Origin of the sequence: Microbacterium suwonense, from assembly GCF_030296555.1 — a bacterium.
Classification (GTDB): domain Bacteria; phylum Actinomycetota; class Actinomycetes; order Actinomycetales; family Microbacteriaceae; genus Microbacterium; species Microbacterium suwonense.
Genome location: NZ_AP027728.1, coordinates 2,939,828 through 2,960,762, shown reverse-complemented (window position 1 = coordinate 2,960,762; position 20,935 = coordinate 2,939,828). Strand labels below are relative to the sequence as shown.

Genomic DNA, 20,935 nt, shown 5'->3' with positions numbered 1-20,935 from the left:
ATGCGTACGGCCAAGCGGTGCGCACGACGGCTCCCCCACTCACCCAGGCGGAGCATCGCGCAGCACCGAGCCGCGATCGCCGACACCGACCTCGAAGAGGCGGGACTGCACACGGATGCCGTCGCCGACGCGCACATCGGCATCGCGCTCGACGGACGCGGCTGGGATCAGAAGCTCGTCACGTTCGTGGTGGATCGCGAAGCGGCCTACTGACACGCTGCCCGTCTATCGGGAGATCGTGCTGCAGACGCTCGAGGTCACCGACAAGAGCAACTACCGCGCGGCCGCGGCTGTTCTCAAGAAGATGAGGGATGCTGCGCGAGCGGCAGGAGCGGATGCCGAGGCCGAATTCACCGCGTCCAATGTGGATGAAGGTGAAGCTTCATGCGAAGAAATCTTCGTCGATCTCAATCGCCCTGAACGTCTCATGTACCTGCACGCCGACGCCATACCGGATCATCAGCCGCGCCAAGCGGTTGCCGTCGATCAGGATGACGCGGGTGGGCACGGCATCCGCATAGGTACGGGGACTGCGCACCGGTAGCAAGGGCTGGTGCGCTGCTGTTCCCACGCAGCTTCTGAGCGGGTGGGTAACCCACGACCCTACGGGATGACTCCGCAGCCGCGTCGCACGCAATCTCCTCCGGCACAGGCACGTCGAGGATCGTCGCGATCTGTGTGAGTTCACGACTCTCATTATCGCTAATGACTCCATCTGCCAGTGCTTGCCACGGGGCCACGAGTCACGGCGCAGTCGGTTTCTCCCACACCTCGGCGTAGCGTTCAGAGACCAGCGGCCAGACCTCACGCATCCCGTCCTCGACCGTGGCAACGCGCTGAGCAAGGTCGTCGTAGAGAACGAAGGAGTGCGGGATGAGTCGGCCAGCCCGATCACGACGCTGATCTGGATCACCAAACTTCAGCGCCACAGCATCGCCAGCCCGCACACAGCCGCTCGCCGCGCCGTCCAGGACGGACATCACCTGCTCATAAGCACGAAGCGGATCCTGAAAACCTCCGTCCGACAGGAAGGTGAATCCCCAGGAGCGACCGCGGGTCGCCCAGATGAATCTCATCGCAGGCTTCGCAGCAGCACATCGTCCGCTTCGCCCGCCTGGAGGTCGATACGAAACTTCGCCAAAGTTGCGATGAGGTACTCGCGCTTCTCGACGGCGGTCCGCTCGACTTCTTCGAGCCTGTCCCGTCCCATCTCGACGAACTGCTCAACCTTGTCCTTCGAGAGGAAACCGGCAACGAGCCCGACCACGGGGCGGATCCTGACCGGAGCGCGCCGTGCCAGCAAACCGAGCACTCCGCCGAGAACACCAGCCAGGGCATCCGCACTGCTGAGCAGGCGCTTGCCGACCTCGACCGGCAGCTGCTTCGCGTTCACCCAGCGCAAGTGCCTCTCATACGGCAGAACCGACGCGATCGGCAGGATCAGGTCGAGGCCGATGCGGTCTTCCAGTCGAATCTCCTCCGGGGTGAACTTCGCCGACGACAGGAGCAGGAAATCATCGCCGACAGAGAGTGCGTCGGGCGCTTGAACCATAGAGGAGATCGTTTCGTTGAGCCGAGCGAGATCCGCGCCAGCCTTGCCGATGACCAGGTCTTTGAGGGCGTGGACGTCGAGATCGGGGAGAAGGTCCGCCTTGGAAAGCGCGATCATCCAGATACGAGGAAAACGCGTGAGCGGTGAACCGTCATCGAGGATACTGTCCTTCAACGCTTCGAACCCTTGGCGGTAGTTGAAGAACAGCGACTTGAGATAGGCATGCTCCTGACCTGCGTTGTCGATCAGGCGCTGCGCGTCTACGAGAAGGATGGCGACATCAGAGCCGAGGAGTTCCCGGAACCCTTCGACCCGCCGATCCGCCTCTTCGCCCGAGACATCCTTCTCGAACCACTCGCCAGGGTAGTCGTGCCAGACGACCCGCATCATGTCGTGCGACGGTTTGTTCTTCTGCGCCCCGGGCGTTCTCACAGCCATCTTGAGCAGGAAAGAATATGCCGTGGAGCGGAACTGTGTGGGTTCGGGCAGGATGCGGGAGTCCCTCATACCGACATAGTTCTGGTACAGCGAAACCGCCTGCGTCTGGCTCTCCGCGACGACGTTGAAGCGGTTGCGTTCGGCGAACCCCTTCTCCTGCGTGGGACCATAAAAGGATGAGAGCAGCACGGTCTTGCCACTGCCGCTCTCACCGAACACGGCGATGTGCTGGTCGACCATATTCTTCATCTGCGCGGCTCCATCCGTCTGTGACTCATTCTGTCAGTTCTCAATCACCTCGAACGCGGGCAACTCGGCGATCAGCCGCTGGGTCTCCAGACTGACCGTGACGAGCGAGCGGATGAGATCGACGACATAGCGCGGATTCTCGTGCTCACGCAGCCACGCGTTCGGGTCGTTGACGATGCCGGACTTCTTGTCGGTCGTCACCTTGTACCGGTCGATCACCCATTCGAGCGGGCTGCGGCCACCGACCTTGTAGAGCGCCTCATCTTCCGGGATTCCGGTGATCGTCAGATGCGAGTTGTAGCGGATCGCCGTGTGGTCCTTGCGCGAGATCCACGAGAGCTTGTCGATGCGGTATCGCTCGTAAGCGTCTTCGGGCGCGGTGAGCGAGAGTTCCTCCCCCAGCGGATGCTGCTTGACGGACTCGTAATCGACATGGAGGTCGGCGAGGGCGCGGCCGATGCGCGCGTATTCGATGAAGCCCTCCACCTGCGGGATATGCGGGAGCATCTTCTGCAGATCGGCGGCATACCTCTCCCGATAGGTCGGGTGATGCAGCAACGCGTAGATGCTGTAAAAGATGTCGTCCTTCGTGACGGCGCCGCCGTGGACCTCACGGTAGGTGGCGAGAGTGGCGTCGGTGATGTTGTCGATGCGGCGGTAGCCGTCGACGATCTCGTCCGAATCGGATGCCGCGAGCGCGTCGAGGTTGAGAGCGCCGTCGGGTGCGGATGCCGGTTCCCATGTGTAACGGGGGAAGACCTGGGCGTCACCGTTGACGTGGAGATCAGGAACATTATCAACAAGGAGCGGAGTCCCGCTGCCCGCGTCGACGCTGATCGCGACGTTTGAAAGGCTCGCAGCCGGCCACAGCTTCGGTATCTGGTAGAGCCTCTCGGTGAGCTTGCCTGCGCCATCGAGGTAGACGTGCTGCTTCATGAATGGTCGATACACCGCCGATCGGAACCCTGCCGCGTCTATTACTGTGTCACGATTACGCTTCAGGTCTGCGATATTCGAGGACGACCATGTTCCCTTAGTGGAGTCTCGAAACAGAATCTGCTCGGGAGCGCGCGAATCGCCAGCGCGGATCAAATCCCAGACCCTCCCCCGCTCCAAATTCAGATGATTCACATGCACTCGGACGCCATCCCGAAGTGATGCTAGCGAGAAGTTGAATGTCCAAGCGTCCCGGTTCGTCTTCACTCCGTTAGAGAAATCCCGGAATACCCCGACAGTTTCGGCTTGCCCCTTCGTTGCCTTCACCCCGAGCGCCCGCCACTGCGCGAAACGTTCGTCACGCTGATTGATCCAGTCGCCCTCTTCATTAGGGGACAGCAACTGGAAGGCTGTGGCATCGACAGAGGCGTCGACCCGTATCTGGTCCAGCTTTTCCTCGCGGCTCAAGTAGTCGCCAATGTCCGCGTAATGGACCCGCGCCGGCGCTGCTTGCGTGGAGTCCTTGACGAGGATCGTAAGAGCGATACCGGTCTGCGTGCCTTCACCGAAGACGTTCCCAGCCTCCCGTCTTCGCGCTTCACCTATGTTGCGGGCGTTCCCGCGCAGGTTGTAGACAATGATGTCGCTGAACTCATCGGCCCAACTCAAACGCACCCCTGCAGCCGTGCCTCCATCGATGAATCCGGAGTTCGAGACGAAGGCGAGCACTCCCTGGTCTCCCAAGCGTTCGGTCGCCCAACGGAGTGCGCGGTAATACGAGTCGTAGAGCCCGTTCTTGTTCGAAGCGGTTGACCGCTTCGCGTACGTCTCCGCGATCCGCGCATCCGTCTTCGAATACTTTGCGTTCTGCGCTCCATCATTCGCGCTCGACTGTCCCGCGCGGTAAGGCGGATTCATCACGATGACGTCCACCTTCGTCGCCCGTTGCTTCTCCAGCCGCGCGGTATTCTCCGGGAACACCCCACCGGCCAGCTGACTGTCCCGCTCGTCCATCGCGAAGGTATCCGTCAGCGAGATCCCCGGGAATCCACCATCCACCGGCTCGACTCCGTGCTCGGCGCACAACTCGCGATACACGCTCTCAATGTTCACCGCGGCGATGTAGTAGCTCAGCAGCACGATCTCGTTGGCGAAAAGCTCCTGCGTGTACTTGCGCGTCAGGTCCTCCGGCTTGATCAGCCCGGTCTGCATCAGTCGAGTCAGGAAGGTGCCCGTCCCGACGAACGGCTCGAGGATGTTCACACCCTCATCACTGAGCCGCTTACCGAAGTGCTGGTGCAGTACGGCGTCCGCTGAGCGAAGGATGTAGTCGACCACCTCGACCGGGGTGAAGACGATGCCCATGCGGTCAGCGAGCAGCGGGAACGCCTTGGTGAAGAACTTGTCGTAGAGCGTGACCAGCATCTGCTGCTTGGCTCGCACGGAGTCCAGCCCGCGGATACGCTCGGTGACCTTGGCGTAGAAGGTGTCGAGCGGCTCGCGCTCACGGGCGAAGGCGGAGTTCTCGGCGAACGTCGCGAGCACCTGCTCCATCGCCGTCGACACCGGGTTGTCCTGTGCGAAGGATCCCTCGGGGAACATCGCCTCGAATACCGGCTTGGTGATCAGGTGCTGCGCCAGCAGTTCGATCGCCTCGGCTTCGGTGACCTCGGGATTCACCGTGGCACGCAGCGCCTTCGCGAATCCCTCGAACGCCGCTCGGTCGGCGCCTTCAGCATTGACGTGCGCGGTGATCAGAGCGATGAAACGCTGAGCGATCAGAGCAATGTCGCCGGCCCAGTCGTCCCAGTACATGCGGTCGCCGACCTTGGCGACGAGCTTGGCGTAGACCGAGTCCTTCCAGGCATCCGCCGTCGAGGTCAGCCCGGGAAGAGTCGGCGCAAGGTGCGACGGGCCGGACTGCTCGCCCGAGTCGGGCTTCTCCGCGTGATCCCGTTCGGAGTCGAACGCAGACCCGTCGCGCTTCTTCGTCGAGGTAAGCGGGACCCGCTCGATCACGACCTGCTCGGGGAGCTTCCCCGTGAACGTCGCCTGGTTGATCGCGGCATCCAGCCGCTCGTCGTGTGCACGTAGCGCCTGAAGCACCTGCCAGACGACCTTGTAGCGCTCGTTGTCGTTGAGCGCCTCCTCGGGCGAGACGCCCGCGGGAATCGCGATCGGCAGCACGATGTAGCCGAGGTTTTTGCCCGGCGACCGGCGCATCACGCGCCCCACGGCCTGCACCACGTCGACCTGGCTCTTGCGCGGGCTGAGGAACAGCACCGCATCCAGACTTGGTACGTCCACACCCTCGCTGAGGCAACGCGCATTCGTGAGCACGCGCGCGACCGGTCGACCGTACTGGTCCTCTTCCGGTGCGGCCTTCAGCCAATCCAGCAACTCCCCGCGCTGAGTGGCGTTCATGGTGCCGTCGACGTGCTCCGCCTCGACGGTCAGGTCATCGGTCTCGTCGTCGTTGGTGATGTTCGAGAGGTGTCCCTCGACGAGCGCGGTGAAGTCGCTCGCGACACCCTTCGACGTCTTGATGTCCTTCGCGAACGCGACTGCCCGGCGCATCGGCGCGACATCCGTGCCGAAGCCCTCGGCGATCGCACCCGCGTTGCGCTTGGCCAGGGCGTTCCAGCAGCCGATGAGCTTGGCGACGTCGGTCACAACCAGTTCGCGCCCCTCGGAGGCGAGCTCCTGCTGCAGCGTCTCGACGATCTCGTCCTCGCTGATGCCGAGCACCACGACCTTGTAGTCGGTGAGCAGCCCCTTGCGCACGGCTTCGTCGAAGCCGATCCGGTACAGCACCGGCCCGAACAGCTCCTCGTCGTCCATCGACACGAGCTCGGCCGATTTCTGGGACGCCGCATTCTTGACCTCCGGCGCGAAGATACGCGGAGTCGCGGTCATGTAGACGCGGGCGGATGCCGGAATCACCGTGTTGTCGTGCACCTTGACGAAGTGCGACTCGCTCTCGTCCGCGAGTGTCACGCCGGTCGTCCGGTGCGCCTCATCGCAGATGACGAGATCGAACGTGTCGCCGCGCAGGCGCTGCGCCTCGGAGACCGCCTCGATCGACTGGTAGGTCGAGAAGACGACAGTGAGTCCTTCGTGCTCCTCGTCGACATCGCCGAGCAGCTTCGCGAGCGTCGGGCCATCAGTCGTCGCCGGCGCCCCGAGATCCTCCATGAGGATGCTGGTGAGATCGTCGTTCTTGCGACGACCGATGTTGGTGTCGGACCCGACCGCGAATGCACGGAAGCCCAGTTCCGGGTCACGCTCACGCGACCACTCGTCGAGTGACTGCTGCAGCAGCGCCAACGACGGCACCATGAACAGCACAGTTGCGGCGCCGCCGGCGATCTCGTTCGTCCACCGCTCGGCGAGCTTGAGCGCAGTGAAGGTCTTGCCCGTGCCGCAGGCCATGATGAGCTTGCCGCGATCCTGGCCGCTGCCCGGCTTGAGGCCCTCCATCACAGCGTGCACGGCCTCGTGCTGGTGGGCACGCAACGTCTTGAGCGCATGGCGCTCGGGCGCCACCTCGGGCTTGAGCAGCTCGTATGTCGACCAGTCGATGGAACTGTGCCGCAGCTCCGCGAGCGATACCCGACGCACCGGCTTCGTACGGTTCTTCAGCGCCTCCTCGGCGTTCGAAGACCACGGCGCACTGGTCGTGTCGATGACAAGGCCCTCGGTGAAGGGCTCCTTGCCCATCGCCTCGAAGAACGAGTCGAGGTCGCCCTTCTGCATCCGATGGGTCTCAGCGAAGAACTTGACCTGTATGGCCAGCAACCCGCCACCCTGGATCTCGGCGACCAGATCGATGCCCGTGTCCGGGCGACCATCGCGGCCAGGCCAGTCCTTCCACAGCCACACCGCCCCCAGCTGATCCGCCCACAGTGGCTCGACGGTCAGATAGTGGCGCGCGAGCTGCTCCAGATAGTTGCCGACCATGCGCTTGCTGTCCGCAAGTCCGCGGAACTCCGCAAGGAGCGCGTCGAGTTCTTCCGCAACCAGTGGCTCGACGGCCATCTGCACCTCCCAGGGAAACCCCGGGCGGTACTTGTACCCGGGTTTGTTAACCCTGGCACAAGTCACGGACATTCCAGACGCTTGAGGAATGCCTCGCGTCCCCTCCCCTGCTGCTGTGCACATCGGGGGTCGCATTCGCGGCGCACGCGAGTCCTCGACGATGACTCAGGACGATTTGGCTTCGCGAAGCGGCATCGACTCGTCCAATATCCGGGCATACGAATCCGGCCGCGCGATGCCGAGCATCCACACCCTGTTGCGCATCGCCGTCGCAATGCGCACGCCGATCGACTACTTCCTCACGGACCTCACGCTGGAGATGTTCCCGGCCAACGCATCCGACGGCCGCCGCCGCACGGCCTGACCGTCGCCGCCTCGCTTCGTGACGTCATCGGCGACGCTCCCCGCGCCTCGAGGCGGCCCACCCACGGCATCCGTCATCCTTCGTCATGTCCGCCACGGAGCATCGGAGTCCTCTTAACGTTGATCCACGTGGCGCGCACCGTGCGCGCGTAGACATGGAGTCCCCGTGAGCAGCACAGCCCGCGCCCAGAAGGCGCCTGACACCCGAGGACCGGTCCGGAAGCTCCTGACCTCCTTCGGGTTCCAGATCCTCGCATCCCTCGTCCTCGGCATCGCCGTGGGCCTGATCGCCGTCTCGCTCGGAGCGAGCGGCACCGAGCACACTGTGCTCTCCGACACGCTCGATCGCATCGGCAGCTCGTACGTCACACTGCTGCGCGCCGCGGTCGTGCCGCTGATCTTCACTGCCATCGTCGCGAGCATCTCGAACCTGCGCCGCGTGCAGAACGCCGCGCGCCTGGCCGGCCAGACGCTCCTGTGGTTCGCGATCACCGCGTTCATCGCCGTGTCGATCGGCATCGTGCTGGGTCTGGTCATCCAGCCGGGCGCGAAGGCCGGCGAAGGTCTCGAGACCGGTGCGCCCTACACCGTGGGCACCTGGTGGAACTTCCTGCTCGGACTCATCCCGCAGAACTTCCTCGGCCTCACCGTCAACAGCTCATTCGACGCCGACGCGCAGATCGTGACGTCGGGCGTCGGCTTCAACATCCTGCAGGTGATCGTCGTCGCCGCCGTCGTCGGCATCGCGGCGCTGAAGGCTGGCAAGCGCGCCGAGCCGTTCCTGGCCTTCACCGAGTCGCTGCTGAAGATCATCCAGCGCGTGCTGTGGTGGATCATCCGCATCGCCCCGATCGGCACCTTCGGTTTGATCGGCTCGGCCGTGGTCAAGTACGGCTGGGACAAGCTCACCTCGCTCGCCTGGTTCGCCGGCGCCATCTACATCGGCCTGGCCCTGGTATTGTTCGTCGTCTACCCGATCCTGGTGAAGACGCACGGGCTCTCCATCAAGCAGTACTTCTCGGGCGTGTGGCCGGCGGTGCAGCTCGGCTTCGTCAGCCGCTCCTCGATCGGCACCCTGCCCCTCACCGAGCGCGTCACCGAGCGCAACCTCGGCGTGCCCGGCGGCTACGCCTCCTTCGCCGTGCCGCTCGGCGCGACCACCAAGATGGACGGCTGCGCGGCCATCTACCCGGCCATCGCAGCGATCTTCGTCGCACAGTTCTTCGGCATCGACCTGAATCTCGTGCAGTATCTGCTGATCGTCATTGTGTCGGTCGTCGGCTCCGCCGCCACTGCTGGGACGACCGGCGCGATCGTCATGCTCACCCTCACCCTGTCGACCCTGGGCCTGCCCCTCGAGGGCGTCGGCCTGCTGCTGGCTATCGACCCGATCCTCGACATGGGCCGCACCGCACTGAACGTCGCGGGCCAGGCGCTGGTTCCCACCATTGTCGCCAAGCGCGAAGGAATCCTCGACGAGGAGCTCTACAACGCTCCCCGCAACGGCCTCCCCTTCGCGGAGGATCTCGACGACACGGATGCCGGGAACACGGATGCCGAGCAGACGGATACCGCCGAGCCGGAGTCCGACAAGGAGCCCGCGGTCGCGCACTGACAGCATCCGCTCTCCCACCGAGCGCCCCACCCCTTTTCGGGTGGGGCGCTCTCGCGTCTCCAGCCTCGTGAACGCCGCCCCTACTGGGCTACGCCGCCCCTACTGGTTCACGTGAATCAGCAGGGGCGGCGTAGCTGAGCAGGGGCGGCGGGCACCCCGGTACCGAAACCCGGGCACCCCGGTGCCGAAATCCGGGCCCGCGCCCCGGGCCCCGCCTACGGGCGGCTCTGCCCGCGGGTGGCGACGCGGGTGTCCAGCGCGAGCTCCTCGGCGTCGATCGCCGTGATGAGCTCGTGCATGACCTCCTCGCTGAGGTTCCCGGCATCGCGTTCCTCGAGCAGCAGCTGCCGGCGCACGGCCAGCCAGCCCTTCGACATCGCCATCAGGTCGTCCTGCGTCATCCGCGGCTGCTGCAGATCGATCTGCGCGGTCTCGGCATCCAGCTCCACCCGAACCAAGCGCTTCGCGAACAGGTCGAACTCACGCAGCGCTCCCTCGCCGCGCTCCTGCGCCCACTCGGTGCGCTTGTCTCTCAGGTATGCCTTGCCCGCCTCGCGGCTGCGCTCCCGAACCGCAGCCATCTGCCTGGCATCCTCCTGCGCCTCGCTGCCGTCGATCACCTTGAGCCAGCGGATCACCCACGGCAGAGTCAGCCCCTGCAGCAGCAGTGTGCCGACCGTGACGACGAAGGCGACCACGACCAGCGCGTGCGCGGCCCGCTCGTCCAGCCGCGCCAGATCCGATGCGGCGAGCGCTGTCGCCAGGGTGACCACGCCCCTCATGCCCGCCCAGGAGATCACGGCGTTGTCACGCCACGACAGCTTGGTCTCGGAAAGACGCTGGCGCAGCTGCTGGTCGGTAAGCTCCTCACGCCCGCGACGTGTTCTGCTGACGGGCGCCGACGCGCCCCTGAGCTTCATCTGCTCCCACTTGCGCAGCCGCATGCGAGTCCACCACTGTCCCCACGCGTTCGCCGGGTACACGAACAGCGGGCGCACGAGCAGCACGACCAGCAGCACCACGCCCGACAGCCCGATCACCGGACCGACCTCGCCGTCGTTAAGCTCGGAGACCACTCGCGGCAGCTGCAGACCGATGTAGGCGAACACGAACGATTCCAGCAGGAAGTCGGCCGACAGCCACAGCGGAGCCTCCTGCTGACGGGTGGTGTAGCTGGTTCGCGGGGCGTTGAAGCCGACGAAGAGGCCCATGGCCACGACCGCGAGCACACCCGAGCCGCCCAGCTCCTCGGCGATCGCGTACGCACCGAACGGTGCGAGCAGCCCGAAGGTACCGGTGATCACCGGATCATCGCTGCGCATGCGCAGCTGATGCATGGCCGCGCCGAACAGCACGCCGATCAGCACGCCCATGAAGACGGCGACCACGAACTGCCAGATCGCCGAACCGAGGTTGAAGGTCGTGGAGCCGGCGACCACCGCGGCGGCCAGCACCCGGTACAGCGTGAGCGAGGTGGCGTCGTTGATCAGGCTCTCCCCGAGAGCACCGTCATCACCCGCCGAGGCAGACCCAGCTTGCGGCCGATGGCCGCCGCCGACACGGCATCCGGCGGAGCGACGATCGCCCCCAGCAGCAGCGCCCCCGGCAGGGTCAGCTCCGGCATCAGCAACCAGGCCACCAGTCCGACCACGACGGTGGTGACGACCACCAGGCCGATCCCCAGCCGCCGGATCTGCGGCATCGCACGCGTGAAGCTCACGAATGAGACATCGAGCGCGGCCGAGTACAGCAGCGGCGGCAGCACGAGGTTCAGCAGCACGTGCCCGTCCATCGAGGGGTTGGGCACGAAGTCGAGGAAGGATGCCGCGAGCGCCACCACCGTGACCAGGAGGGGTGCCGGCCAGCCGCGCCAACGCGCGACAGCTGCCACGGCGACCGCACCGACGATGACGAAGAAGATGCTGGCATCCATCTGAAAATCCTAATGGAGCGCAGCCCGTCGGCGAGGACCGATCAGCCCGTCGGCGAGGGCGGATCAGCCTGTCAGCGCGTCCGATCAGCCCGCCCCGTCCGTCCCGTCGGCTCCTCCCGCGTCGTCGCGGCGATCCAGTTCGGATCTCAGGTCGGTGTTCTCGTCTTCCAGCTCCAGCACTCGACGGATGCCGACGATGTTGATCCCCTCGTCGCGCAGTCCCGAGACTCGACGGAGCCGATGGATGTCGTCATCGCTGTAGCGCCGTGTTCCGCCTTCTGTCCGCGACGGAGTGAGCAGACCTCGGCTCTCGAACAGGCGCAGTGTGGCCACCGGCATGTCGAGCAGCTGTGCCGCGACGGCGATGCTGTACAGCGGAGTACGAGAGTTCTGATTCACCATCCTGAGAATTTCCTTAGTTACACTTGCAGATCTTCTAGAACTGCCCTATAACAAATCTACATTATCAGATGCAGATAATGCATCCCGAAGGCCGTAGATCACGGCCACGCACGGAAGGAGAAAGCACATGACCCTGACATTCGACCCCTTCAGCCAGTTGGATCGCTTCGCGGCATCCGTGTTCGACTCCGTTCGAGCACCCCGTTCCATGCCGGTCGACCTCTACCGTGAAGGCGATCGGTACATCCTGCACGCCGACATGCCGGGCGTCGACCCGGGATCCATCGACGTGGATCTCGACGGCAGCCAGCTCAGCATCCGTGCGCAGCGCACCGCCGACACGCGCGAAGGCGTGCGCTGGATCGCACGCGAGCGCGGCGGCGGATCGCTGCTGCGGCAGTTCACGCTCGGCGACGGCGTCGACCTCGACCAGATCAGCGCCTCCTACGAGAGCGGCGTGCTGACGGTGATCATCCCCGTCAGCGAACGCGCCATGCCGCGCAAGATCACCGTCGAATCCGCCGACACCCACCAGGCGATCGACGCCTGAGCCTCGGAAGAAGGTGACAGAGATGATCGCAGAACGCAGCGGAGCCGCCGCGATCACCCCCATGCTGAATGCATTCCTGCTCGGCATGGAGTACCCGGCGACCGACGACGATCTGCTGCGCGAGGCGCGGCGCGACGGCCTCGGCGCGGACGAGCTCGCGATGATCGGATCGCTGCCCCCGCTCACCTACGACTCCGCCTGGGAGGTGGAGCGCAACCTGCTCGCGCACACGACCAGCGAGCGCGAGCCGGCCATGATCGCCGCGTGATCGCAGACGGGCCTCAGGGCCGCGGACCACTGTCCACGGCCCTGAGGCCCGTCGTCGCTGTCCCGCTCGGAACCCGCATCACGGATGCCGAGGGCAGAGCGTTTCGTGAAATCAGGACTGCCCGTGCTGAGCGCGGGAGCGCCGCGAGAGCGAGTCGATGATCACGGCCAGCAGCAGCACGCCGCCGGTGACCATGAACTGCACATCGGACTGCAGGTTCAGCAGCGTCAGACCGTTGAAGATCGACTGGATCACGACGATGCCCAGCAGCGCCGACCAGGCCGAGCCCCGCCCGCCGAACAGGCTGGTCCCGCCGATCACCGCCGCCGCGATCGCGACCAGGTTCGTCGTGCCGCCACCGGTGGAGATGCTCGCCGCCGTCAGACGCGCCGCCAGCATGAGCCCGCCGAGGGTGGCCAGCACCGTGCCGACCATCAGCGCGGAGATGTAGATCGCCTTCACGTTGATGCCGGCGCGACGGGCGGCCTCTTCGTTGCCGCCCACCGCGTATACCCAGCGGCCCCAGCGGGTGCGGGTCAGCAGCAGCGCCATGATGGCCACCAGCACGATGAACAGCAGGAACGACACCGCCACACCGCGGTTGGTGGCCAGCCAGGTGATCGCCACCGCTGCCACGACGGCGATGACCACCGCCTTGATGACGATGAGCGACGCGGGTCCTGTGGACAGGCCCGCTTTGGTGCGGCGTCGCGCCTTGGTGACGTCGTTGAGCACGATCCCCAGCACCACGAGCCCGGCGACCGTGTAGGCCAGCCACGGCGGCAGGAACCAGGTCGTCGCGAACTGCACGATCCAGGAGTTGTACGGCAGGTTGATGGTTCCGGTCGGCCCCAGCACCCACAGCTGCAGGCCCAGGAATCCCATCAGCCCAGCCAGTGTCACCACGAAGGTGGGCACCCCGAACCGTGTGAACAGGAACCCGTACAGGTAGCCGATCGCCGCCCCGACCGCGAGCGCGACGAGCACCGACACCCAGATCGGCCAGCCCATGTTCACGAAGGTGACGCCGAGGATCGCCGACGACAGTCCGGCGAGCGACCCGATCGACAGGTCGATCTGTGCGACCAGCAGCACCACCACCACGCCCAGTGCGAGCACACCCAGCGCCGCGCACTGCAGCGTGAGGTCGACGAGGTTGGTCGCCGAGAGGAACCGCGGGTTGAGGATCTGGAAGACGATCCAGATCACGATCAGTCCCAGGAACACCGGCAGCGAGCCGAGGTCGCCGGTGCGGATGCGGGTGCCGAAGCCACTGAGCACGCCGCGCAGGCCCTCGCCGCGCATCACCCGCTCGTCCTGCAGGTCGACGGCGATGGTCGTGGGCGCTGAGTTGTCCTTCTGCTCGCTCATTCTGCGTCCTTCTCGCTCGACTGGGCCGCGCTGCGGCTGCTGACGGGGTTGTCGGTGGCTCCGGTGATCGCCGCGACGATGTCTTCGTAGCTGACATCGGAGGTGCGGAAGACGCCGTTGTTGCGGCCGAGCCGCAGCACCACGACCCGGTCGGCGACCGCCTGCACGTCGGCCATGTTGTGGCTGATCAGGATGACACCGAGTCCGCGCTCGCGCAGACGCTCGATGAGGTTGAGCACCTCTGCGGTCTGGGCGACGCCCAGTGCGGCGGTGGGTTCGTCCAGGATCACCACGCGCGGCTCGCCGATCAGCGAGCGCGCGATGGCGACGGTCTGCCGCTGGCCGCCGGAGAGGGATGCCACGGCGATGCGCACCGAGGGGATCTTGGCCGAGAGCTGCCGCAGCAGCTCCCACGCCTGCTGCTCCATGAGCTCCTCGTCGACCATGAACCCGCCGCGCTCGCGACCGAGGAACAGGTTCGCGACGACGTCGAGGTTGTCGCACAGTGCCAGATCCTGGAAGACGGTGGCGATCCCCAGCTCGCGCGACTCGGTCGGCGAGGGGATCGAGACCTGTGCGCCGTTGAACGTGATCACGCCGCTGTCGGCGGGATGCACGCCGGCGAGGATCTTCACCAGGGTGGACTTGCCGGCGCCGTTGTCGCCGACGAGGGCGACGACCTCGCCGGGGTAGACGTCGAGATCGATGTCGGTCAGGGCTCGGACGGCGCCAAACCCCTTCGAGACACCTCGGATCGAGAGGACGGGCTCGCGGACGCTGTCGTGCGGCTCGTCGAGATCGGATGCTAAAGCCACTGCGGCTCCTTCGCTGTGAGGCCGCGGTGCCGGCGTGACGCCGGCACCGCGGATCGGATCACTTCAGACCGTGCTCGGCACACGCGTCAGCGTAATCCGCGGTGCAGATCTGGTCGATCGTGTACAGACCGTCGGCGACGACCGTGTCCTTGATGTTGTCGACGGTGACGGCCACCGGCGTCAGCAGGAAGGACGGGACCGCGACGCCGCTGGCGGTGTCGGCCGTGGCATCCGCCTTCGGCGACTCGCCCTTGGTGAGCGCGACGGCGAGCTCAGCCGCCTGGTACGCCTCGGGCTTGAACGCCTTGTAGACGGTCATGTACTGGTCGCCCGCGAGGATGCGCTGGATGCCCGAGAGTGCGGCATCCTGACCCGTGACGGGAGGCAGCGGGGTGATTCCACCGGCCTTGAGCGCCGCGATCGCACCGCCCGCGGTGTCGTCGTTGGCGTCGTAGACGCCGGTGATCTGCTTGCCGAACTTGGTCACCTGGCCCGAGACCCAGTCCTGCGCCTTCGGCGGCTCCCATCCGGGGGTGTCGTACTCGGCGAGAACGGTCAGGCTCGAGGCGTCGATGACGCTGTGCGCGCCCTTCTTGAACTGCGCGGCGTTCGGGTCGGTCGGCGAGCCGTTGACCATGATGATGCCGGAGTCATCGGGAAGGCCGAGCTCCTTCATCCGGTCGACCAGCGCCTGCGCCTGCAGTTCGCCGACCTTCTCGTTGTCGAAGGAGACGTAGTACGAGACATCGCCGCTGTCGATCAGGCGGTCGTACGAGATGACCGGGATGTTCTTGGACTTCGCCTGGTTCACGATCGCCGCGGCGGCCTTGCCGTCGAACGGGTCGAGCACCAGAACATCGACGCCCTGGGTGAGCATCGACTCGGCCTGCTGCTGCTGCTTCGAGGCGTCGCCGTCGGCGTTGGCGAACAGCACGGTGCAGTCATCGCACAACTGCTTGACGCGCTCCTCGAAGTAGGGCTTGTCGGCACTGGCGTAGCGCTCGGTGACGTTGTCGGGGAGCAGCAGTCCGATCTTGGCCGCGCTGCTGTCGGAGTTGTCGGCGGTGCCGTCATCACCCGTCTGCGTGCCGTTGGAACATGCCGAGAGCATGCCCACCGAGAGCGCGAGCGCGGCTGTTGCCACCAGCGCCCGCTTGGTCGTGTTCTTCATCGAAAACCTCCATTGCTGTGTCGACCACTTCGGCGACTACCTGAGCATGGCAGGATTCACGCCTTGACGTCAAGACTTGAATTCAATCTGTTCACAACGTCGTTTCCCGCACATTCATCTCGTCGATCACCCGCACTGCCGCGCCGCGCGCGGCCGCACCGATGCCGAGCTGCCCCTGCACGACGTCGGGCACGACGGTGCCGTCGCCGACGACGGTCTGCTCCATCGCCACGCGGATCGGCCCGAGCAGCAGCTCACCGGCCCGGGCGAGGTCGCCCCCGACCACGATGCGCTCCGGATCGAAGAGGTTGCACAGATTGCCGGCGGCGAGCCCGATGTGACGGCCCGCCTCGGCCAGGGCGCGGATGCAGTCACCGTCGTTCGCCATCGCCCGCACCACGACATCGCTGATCTTGGTGATCCCGCCGGCGTCGCCGAGCTTCTCGAGGATCGCAGGCCCCCGGCGATCGCCTCCAGGCATCCGCGGTTTCCGCATCGGCACAGCGGACCGTCCTCGATGATGACCGTGTGGCCGAGCTCTCCCGCGGTGCCGTTGTGGCCGCGCAGCACGCGGCCCTCCAGCACGAGGCCAGCCCCCACGCCCTCGCCGACGTCGAGGAAGATGAGGTTCTGCCGACCGCGTCCCGCACCCAGCCGCGTCTCGGCGAGCGCCGCGAGATTCGACGCGTTGTCGAGGAAGACGGGCTGGCGCAGCCGGCGGTGCACCACCTCGACGATGTCCACGCCGGTCCAGCCGCGCAGGATCCCGCGCCCGGCCACCCGGCCCGATGCCCGGTCGATGGGGGCCGACACCGCCACGCCCACGCCGCGCAGCTCATCGAAGCCGGACTCGAGGTTCGAGAGGATGTCGGCCAGCAGCAGCGACGCACGATCCAGCTCATTGTCAGCGCGGTGATCCCGCGCGAGCGGCATGTGGTTCTCGCCGAGGACGGTGCCGTTGACATCGGCGACGAGCACGCGCAGCTGGCGCGCGGCGACGTGGATGCCAGCGACCAGTCCGACCGCGCGGGCGAACGACACGAGAGTGGCACGACGCCCGCTGCGGATGCTGGGGGCGGTGCGCAGCACTCCCGCTGCGGCCAGCTCCTTGACGATGTTCGACACGGATGCCGCAGAGAGCCCCGTCGCCGCCGCCAGCTCGACCTGCGTGAGACTGCCCTGCTTCTTGATCGCGGCCACGACGCGACGTCTATTGGCTTCACGCAGTGAAGCCTGTGATCCGGGAGGACGCCGTTGTGATGCCACGACGACACCTTACCGGCGTGCGGGCGCGGAGCGCGATCATCGGCTGCATGCGACATCCGGAATGCCCGCGCACGCGGGCGTGTTGCATCCGGCGATGAATGCTTCCGCCACGCCCCCGGCCCTCTCCGTCCTCGATCTGGTTCCGGTGCGCACCGGCCAGACCACCGCACAGGCGGTGACCTCCTCGATGGCGCTCGCGCAGCGCGCCGACGAGCTGGGGCTGCGGCGCTACTGGTTCGCCGAGCACCACAACATGCCTGCGGTGGCATCCACCTCTCCCCCGGTGCTGATCGCCGCTGCGGCGTCGCGCACCTCCCGCATCCGGATCGGATCCGGCGGCGTCATGCTGCCCAATCACGCGCCGCTCATCGTCGCCGAGCAGTTCGCCGCGCTCGAGGCCATCGCGCCCGGTCGCATCGACCTCGGCATCGGGCGGGCGCCCGGCAGCGATCCGGTGATCACCCAGCTGCTGCGGCAGTCCGGCACGACGGGCGATGTGGAGCGGTTCCCCTCGCATGTGCAGGACATCTCGCTCATGCTCCGCGCCGAGGGCGCGGGCGTGCAGTTCACCAGCGGCGGCGAGTACACCGTGCGCGCGACGCCCGCGGCATCCGCTTCTCCCGAGATATGGCTGCTGGGATCCAGCGACTACTCGGCGCAGCTGGCGGCGTCGCTCGGGCTGCCCTACGTGTTCGCCAACCACTTCGCCGGCACCGGGCTGCAGCGTGCGCTGGACCTGTACCGGTCGGGGTTCCAGCCCAGCGAGGCCCTGCCCGAGCCGCGCACCTTCCTCACCGCGAACGTCGTCGCCGCGCCCACCGACGAGGAGGCGCAGGCCCGCGCCCTGCCGCAGCTGCGCATGATGGCGCGGCTGCGCCGCAACCTGCCGCTCGGCGCGCTCGAGACGGTCGAGCAGGCTCAGCGGGGCCTGACTGCGGCGGCGGATGCCGGCGAGCAGACCCTCATCGATGGCATGGTCTCGAACTGGTTCGTGGGCTCCGGCGAAGAGGTGCAGGCCTCGCTCACGGCGTTCGCCGCCGCGCACGACGTCGACGAGATCATGCTCTCCCCCGTGGCGGGCTCCTTCGACTCCGAGCCGCTCGACGCGACTCCCGGCCGGGTGCAGACCCTGGAGCTGCTCCTGTCGTGACCGACCTTCTGACTAGGACTCGTCGGGCTCCCCGGCGATCAGTCCGCGCAGCCAGTCGCGGGCCTCGACGAAGATCTCGTCGGCATAGCGATCGGGGTACTGCACGATCCGGCGGTCGGCACGGGGGTACGAGCCGAGGAAGACGACGCGGGGGCTGAATCGGCGGATGCCGAGCAGCGCGTCCGCCATGCGCTCGTCGTGGATGTGGCCGTCGGCGTCGAGCACGAAACGATACCGGCCCAGCTCGTCCCCGATCGGACGGGACTCGATGAGCGAGAGGTTGATGCCGCGCGTGGAGAACTGCTCCAACATCCCCAGCAGCGCGCCGGGCCGGTCGTCGGGCAGCTCGACGATCAGCGAGGTCTTGTCGGCTCCGGTCGGCTCGCCTGCGGCCACCGTGCGTGCGACGAGCACAAAGCGCGTCACCGCGTTGTCGTTGTCGCCGATCTGCTCGGCGAGCACCTCCAGGTCCTCATGCTGCACGATCCCGGGTGCCGCGATCGCGGCCTGTGCCGGCAGGGATCCGTCGAGGATCCCCAGAGCGGATGCCACATTGCTCGCCGCCGGCACATGCGCGTGCTCGGGCAGATTCGCACCCAGCCAGCTATGGCACTGGGCGTAGGCGACGGGGTGCGCGGCGATCACCCGCACGTCCTCGAGCTTCGTGCCCGGCGCGGCGACCAGCACGAAGTTCACCTTGACCAGGTACTCCCCGATGATCCGCAGCCCCGGGTTGACGGCCAGCGCGTCCTGCGTGGTCGACACGCCGCCCTCGATGGAGTTCTCGATGGCGATCATGGCCGCATAGCTGCGGCCCTCCAGCACGTCGGCGAGCGCCTCGCCGACGTTGTGTACGGGCTTCCACTCGTGTCCACGTGCCTCGGGCACCTGATCGAGTGCCGCCTCGGTGAAGGTTCCAGCAGGGCCCAGATAGCTGTAGGTGCGGCGTTCGGTCACCCCGCAAGCCTAGTCCGCCCGTTCCGGCCGATCGCAGCATCCGTATTCCGGCGAATCACAGCATCCGTATGACGCAGAGGATGCGCATGTCGGATGCGCGAGGCAGACTGATCTCATGACGAGCCGAGCAGGCCTCCCCGCGGAGGAGAACGACCTCATCGATGTCGACGAGCTGATCGCCGCGTACTACGACCGGCACCCCGATCCGACCGTGCCCACTCAGCGCGTCGTGTTCGGGACCAGCGGCCATCGCGGCTCCGCCCTGACGAACAGCTTCAACGAGGATCACATCCTCGCCACCACGCAGGCGATCGTGGACTATCGCAGCGCCCAGGGCATCACCGGGCCGCTGTTCCTGGGCCGCGACACCCACGCGCTCTCGCTGCCCGCCGAACGCAGCGCGATCGAGGTGCTGATCGCGAACGGCGTCGACGTGCGCGTCGACTCGCGCGACTCCTGGGTGCCCACTCCGGCGCTCAGCCACGCCATCCTCACCTACAACCGTGCTCTTGCAGCATCCGATCCGGGACGCGCCGACGGCATCGTCGTCACCCCGAGCCACAACCCTCCCCGCGACGGCGGCTTCAAGTACAACCCGCCGCACGGCGGGCCGGCAGACACGGATGCCACCGGCTGGATCGCCCAGCGCGCCAATGAGCTGATCGAGGCCGGGCTGGACGGCGTCAAGCGCACTCCCCACGCCGACATCGACGACGACTCGATCGGGCAGTACGACTTCCGTGACGCATATGTGAGTGACCTGCCCTCGATCATCGACCTCGACGCGATCAAGCGCGCCGGTGTGCGCATCGGCGCCGACCCGCTGGGCGGGGCATCGGTGGAGTACTGGGCGCTGATCGCCGAGAGGCACGGCCTGGACCTGACCGTCGTGAACCCCGAGGTCGACCCGACCTGGCGCTTCATGACGCTGGACTGGGACGAGAAGATCCGGATGGACCCGTCCTCGCCGTCGGCCATGGCGTCGCTGGTCGCGAAGAAGGGCGACTACGACGTGCTCACCGGCAATGACGCGGATGCCGACCGGCACGGGATCGTCACTCCGGATGCCGGGCTGATGAACCCGAACCACTACCTGGCCGTCGCGATCGACTACCTGTTCTCGCACCGCGCCTCCTGGTCGCGCGATGCCGCCGTCGGCAAGACCCTCGTGTCGTCGATGATCATCGACCGCGTCGCCGAGTCACTCGGCCGCAAGCTGCTGGAGGTGCCGGTCGGGTTCAAGTGGTTCGTGCCGGGGCTGCTCGACGGCTCGGTCGCGTTCGGGGGCGAGGAGTCGGCGGGGGCGTCGTTCCTGCGGCACGACGGCAGCGTGTGGACGACCGACAAGGACGGCATTCTGCTCTGCCTGCTCGCTGCGGAGATCATCGCCGTCACCGGCAAGTCGCCGTCGGAGCGCTATCGCGAGCTGGAGGAGGCATTCGGCGCATCCGCCTACCAGCGCGTGGACGCACCCGCGACGCCGGAGCAGAAGGCGGTGCTCGGCAAACTTGCTCCATCGGCGGTCTCGGCAACGGAGCTGGCCGGAGAGGAGATCACCGCGAAGCTCTCACACGCCCCTGGCAACGGCGCCGCGATCGGCGGCCTGAAGGTGCAGACCGAGCACGCCTGGTTCGCCGCGCGTCCGTCGGGCACCGAGGACGTCTACAAGCTGTACGCCGAGAGCCTGCGCGGCCCGGAGCACCTGGCGAAGGTGCAGGAGGAGGCCCGGGCCGTGGTCAGTGAGGCGCTCGGCGGCTGACGCGGCGGTCACGGCGCTGCACGCGGCGGTCACGGCGCTGCACGCGGCGGTCTCGGCGCTGCACGCTGCGGTCTCGGCGCTGCACGCTGCACGCTGCACGCT

16 protein-coding genes and 2 pseudogenes are annotated in these 20,935 nt (G+C 66.6%); 8 read left to right on the top strand and 10 right to left on the bottom strand.

Going from position 1 to position 20,935, the window contains the following annotated elements; all coding sequences use genetic code 11:
• Positions 1-213: a hypothetical protein gene (locus tag QUE33_RS14760; RefSeq protein WP_286301000.1), complete on the top strand. Its 213-nt coding sequence runs from the start codon at positions 1-3 to the stop codon at positions 211-213.
• Positions 214-238: 25 nt separating this feature from the next.
• On the top strand, positions 239-544 hold the full coding sequence (locus QUE33_RS14755) for a hypothetical protein (RefSeq protein ID WP_286300999.1): 306 nt from the start codon (positions 239-241) through the stop codon (positions 542-544).
• Between the two features lie 199 nt (positions 545-743).
• Here QUE33_RS14755 and QUE33_RS14750 read toward each other — a convergent pair whose 3' ends face one another.
• From QUE33_RS14750 to QUE33_RS14740, 3 genes are all read right to left on the bottom strand, one after another.
• On the bottom strand, positions 744-980 hold the full coding sequence (locus QUE33_RS14750) for a hypothetical protein (protein WP_286300997.1): 237 nt from the start codon (positions 978-980) through the stop codon (positions 744-746).
• A 92-nt stretch (positions 981-1,072) separates the two neighbouring features.
• A complete protein-coding gene (locus tag QUE33_RS14745; protein WP_286300996.1) occupies positions 1,073-2,239 on the bottom strand; it encodes a TRAFAC clade GTPase domain-containing protein in 1,167 nt (388 codons plus the stop codon).
• A gap of 33 nt (positions 2,240-2,272) precedes the next feature.
• The gene (locus tag QUE33_RS14740) at positions 2,273-7,213 is read right to left on the bottom strand and encodes a type ISP restriction/modification enzyme (protein WP_286300994.1); all 4,941 of its coding nucleotides are present in this window, start codon (positions 7,211-7,213) and stop codon (positions 2,273-2,275) included.
• Positions 7,214-7,373: 160 nt separating this feature from the next.
• Between QUE33_RS14740 and QUE33_RS14735 the strand changes: the two genes are divergently transcribed.
• The gene (locus QUE33_RS14735; protein WP_286300992.1) at positions 7,374-7,577 is read left to right on the top strand and encodes a helix-turn-helix domain-containing protein; all 204 of its coding nucleotides are present in this window, start codon (positions 7,374-7,376) and stop codon (positions 7,575-7,577) included.
• 165 nt (positions 7,578-7,742) lie between these two features.
• The gene (locus tag QUE33_RS14730; RefSeq protein WP_378761034.1) at positions 7,743-9,191 is read left to right on the top strand and encodes a dicarboxylate/amino acid:cation symporter; all 1,449 of its coding nucleotides are present in this window, start codon (positions 7,743-7,745) and stop codon (positions 9,189-9,191) included.
• 215 nt (positions 9,192-9,406) lie between these two features.
• Here the strand turns inward: QUE33_RS14730 and QUE33_RS14725 are convergent.
• Positions 9,407-11,124: pseudogene (locus QUE33_RS14725) on the bottom strand (cation:proton antiporter).
• 84 nt (positions 11,125-11,208) lie between these two features.
• On the bottom strand, positions 11,209-11,526 hold the full coding sequence (locus tag QUE33_RS14720; protein WP_286300990.1) for a MerR family transcriptional regulator: 318 nt from the start codon (positions 11,524-11,526) through the stop codon (positions 11,209-11,211).
• A 127-nt stretch (positions 11,527-11,653) separates the two neighbouring features.
• Here QUE33_RS14720 and QUE33_RS14715 point away from each other — a divergent pair, with 127 nt between their 5' ends.
• Positions 11,654-12,076, top strand: a complete 423-nt coding sequence (locus QUE33_RS14715) for an Hsp20/alpha crystallin family protein (protein WP_286300989.1) — start codon at positions 11,654-11,656, stop codon at positions 12,074-12,076.
• A 22-nt stretch (positions 12,077-12,098) separates the two neighbouring features.
• Entirely contained in the window at positions 12,099-12,344 is a 246-nt protein-coding gene (locus tag QUE33_RS14710; RefSeq protein ID WP_286300987.1) for a DUF2795 domain-containing protein, read from the top strand.
• A 111-nt stretch (positions 12,345-12,455) separates the two neighbouring features.
• On the opposite strand, the gene QUE33_RS14705 is transcribed toward QUE33_RS14710, so the two are convergent.
• The 4 genes and pseudogenes from QUE33_RS14705 to QUE33_RS14690 all read right to left on the bottom strand — a co-directional run bounded on the left by QUE33_RS14705 (position 12,456) and on the right by QUE33_RS14690 (position 16,901).
• Entirely contained in the window at positions 12,456-13,715 is a 1,260-nt protein-coding gene (locus QUE33_RS14705; RefSeq protein ID WP_286300985.1) for a sugar ABC transporter permease, read from the bottom strand.
• Complete coding sequence (locus tag QUE33_RS14700) at positions 13,712-14,530, bottom strand: ATP-binding cassette domain-containing protein (RefSeq protein ID WP_286300983.1); 819 nt, start codon at positions 14,528-14,530, stop codon at positions 13,712-13,714. The genes QUE33_RS14705 and QUE33_RS14700 overlap by 4 nt, the downstream gene beginning before the upstream one ends.
• A 58-nt stretch (positions 14,531-14,588) precedes the next feature.
• Positions 14,589-15,701 (bottom strand): ABC transporter substrate-binding protein, encoded by a 1,113-nt coding sequence (locus QUE33_RS14695; RefSeq protein WP_286300981.1) that lies wholly within the window; start codon positions 15,699-15,701, stop codon positions 14,589-14,591.
• A 91-nt stretch (positions 15,702-15,792) separates the two neighbouring features.
• Positions 15,793-16,901: pseudogene (locus QUE33_RS14690) on the bottom strand (ROK family transcriptional regulator).
• A 160-nt stretch (positions 16,902-17,061) separates the two neighbouring features.
• On the opposite strand from QUE33_RS14690, the gene QUE33_RS14685 reads away from it, so the two are divergent.
• Positions 17,062-18,117, top strand: a complete 1,056-nt coding sequence (locus tag QUE33_RS14685; RefSeq protein ID WP_286300979.1) for an LLM class flavin-dependent oxidoreductase — start codon at positions 17,062-17,064, stop codon at positions 18,115-18,117.
• Between the two features lie 12 nt (positions 18,118-18,129).
• On the opposite strand, the gene pheA is transcribed toward QUE33_RS14685, so the two are convergent.
• The gene (gene pheA, locus QUE33_RS14680) at positions 18,130-19,074 is read right to left on the bottom strand and encodes a prephenate dehydratase (RefSeq protein ID WP_286300977.1); all 945 of its coding nucleotides are present in this window, start codon (positions 19,072-19,074) and stop codon (positions 18,130-18,132) included.
• Positions 19,075-19,189: 115 nt separating this feature from the next.
• On the opposite strand from pheA, the gene pgm reads away from it, so the two are divergent.
• Positions 19,190-20,833 carry a phosphoglucomutase (alpha-D-glucose-1,6-bisphosphate-dependent) gene (pgm, locus tag QUE33_RS14675; RefSeq protein WP_286300976.1) on the top strand — a complete coding sequence of 548 codons (1,644 nt, stop codon included), beginning with the start codon at positions 19,190-19,192 and terminating at the stop codon, positions 20,831-20,833.
• The last annotated feature ends 102 nt before the right edge of the window (positions 20,834-20,935 follow it).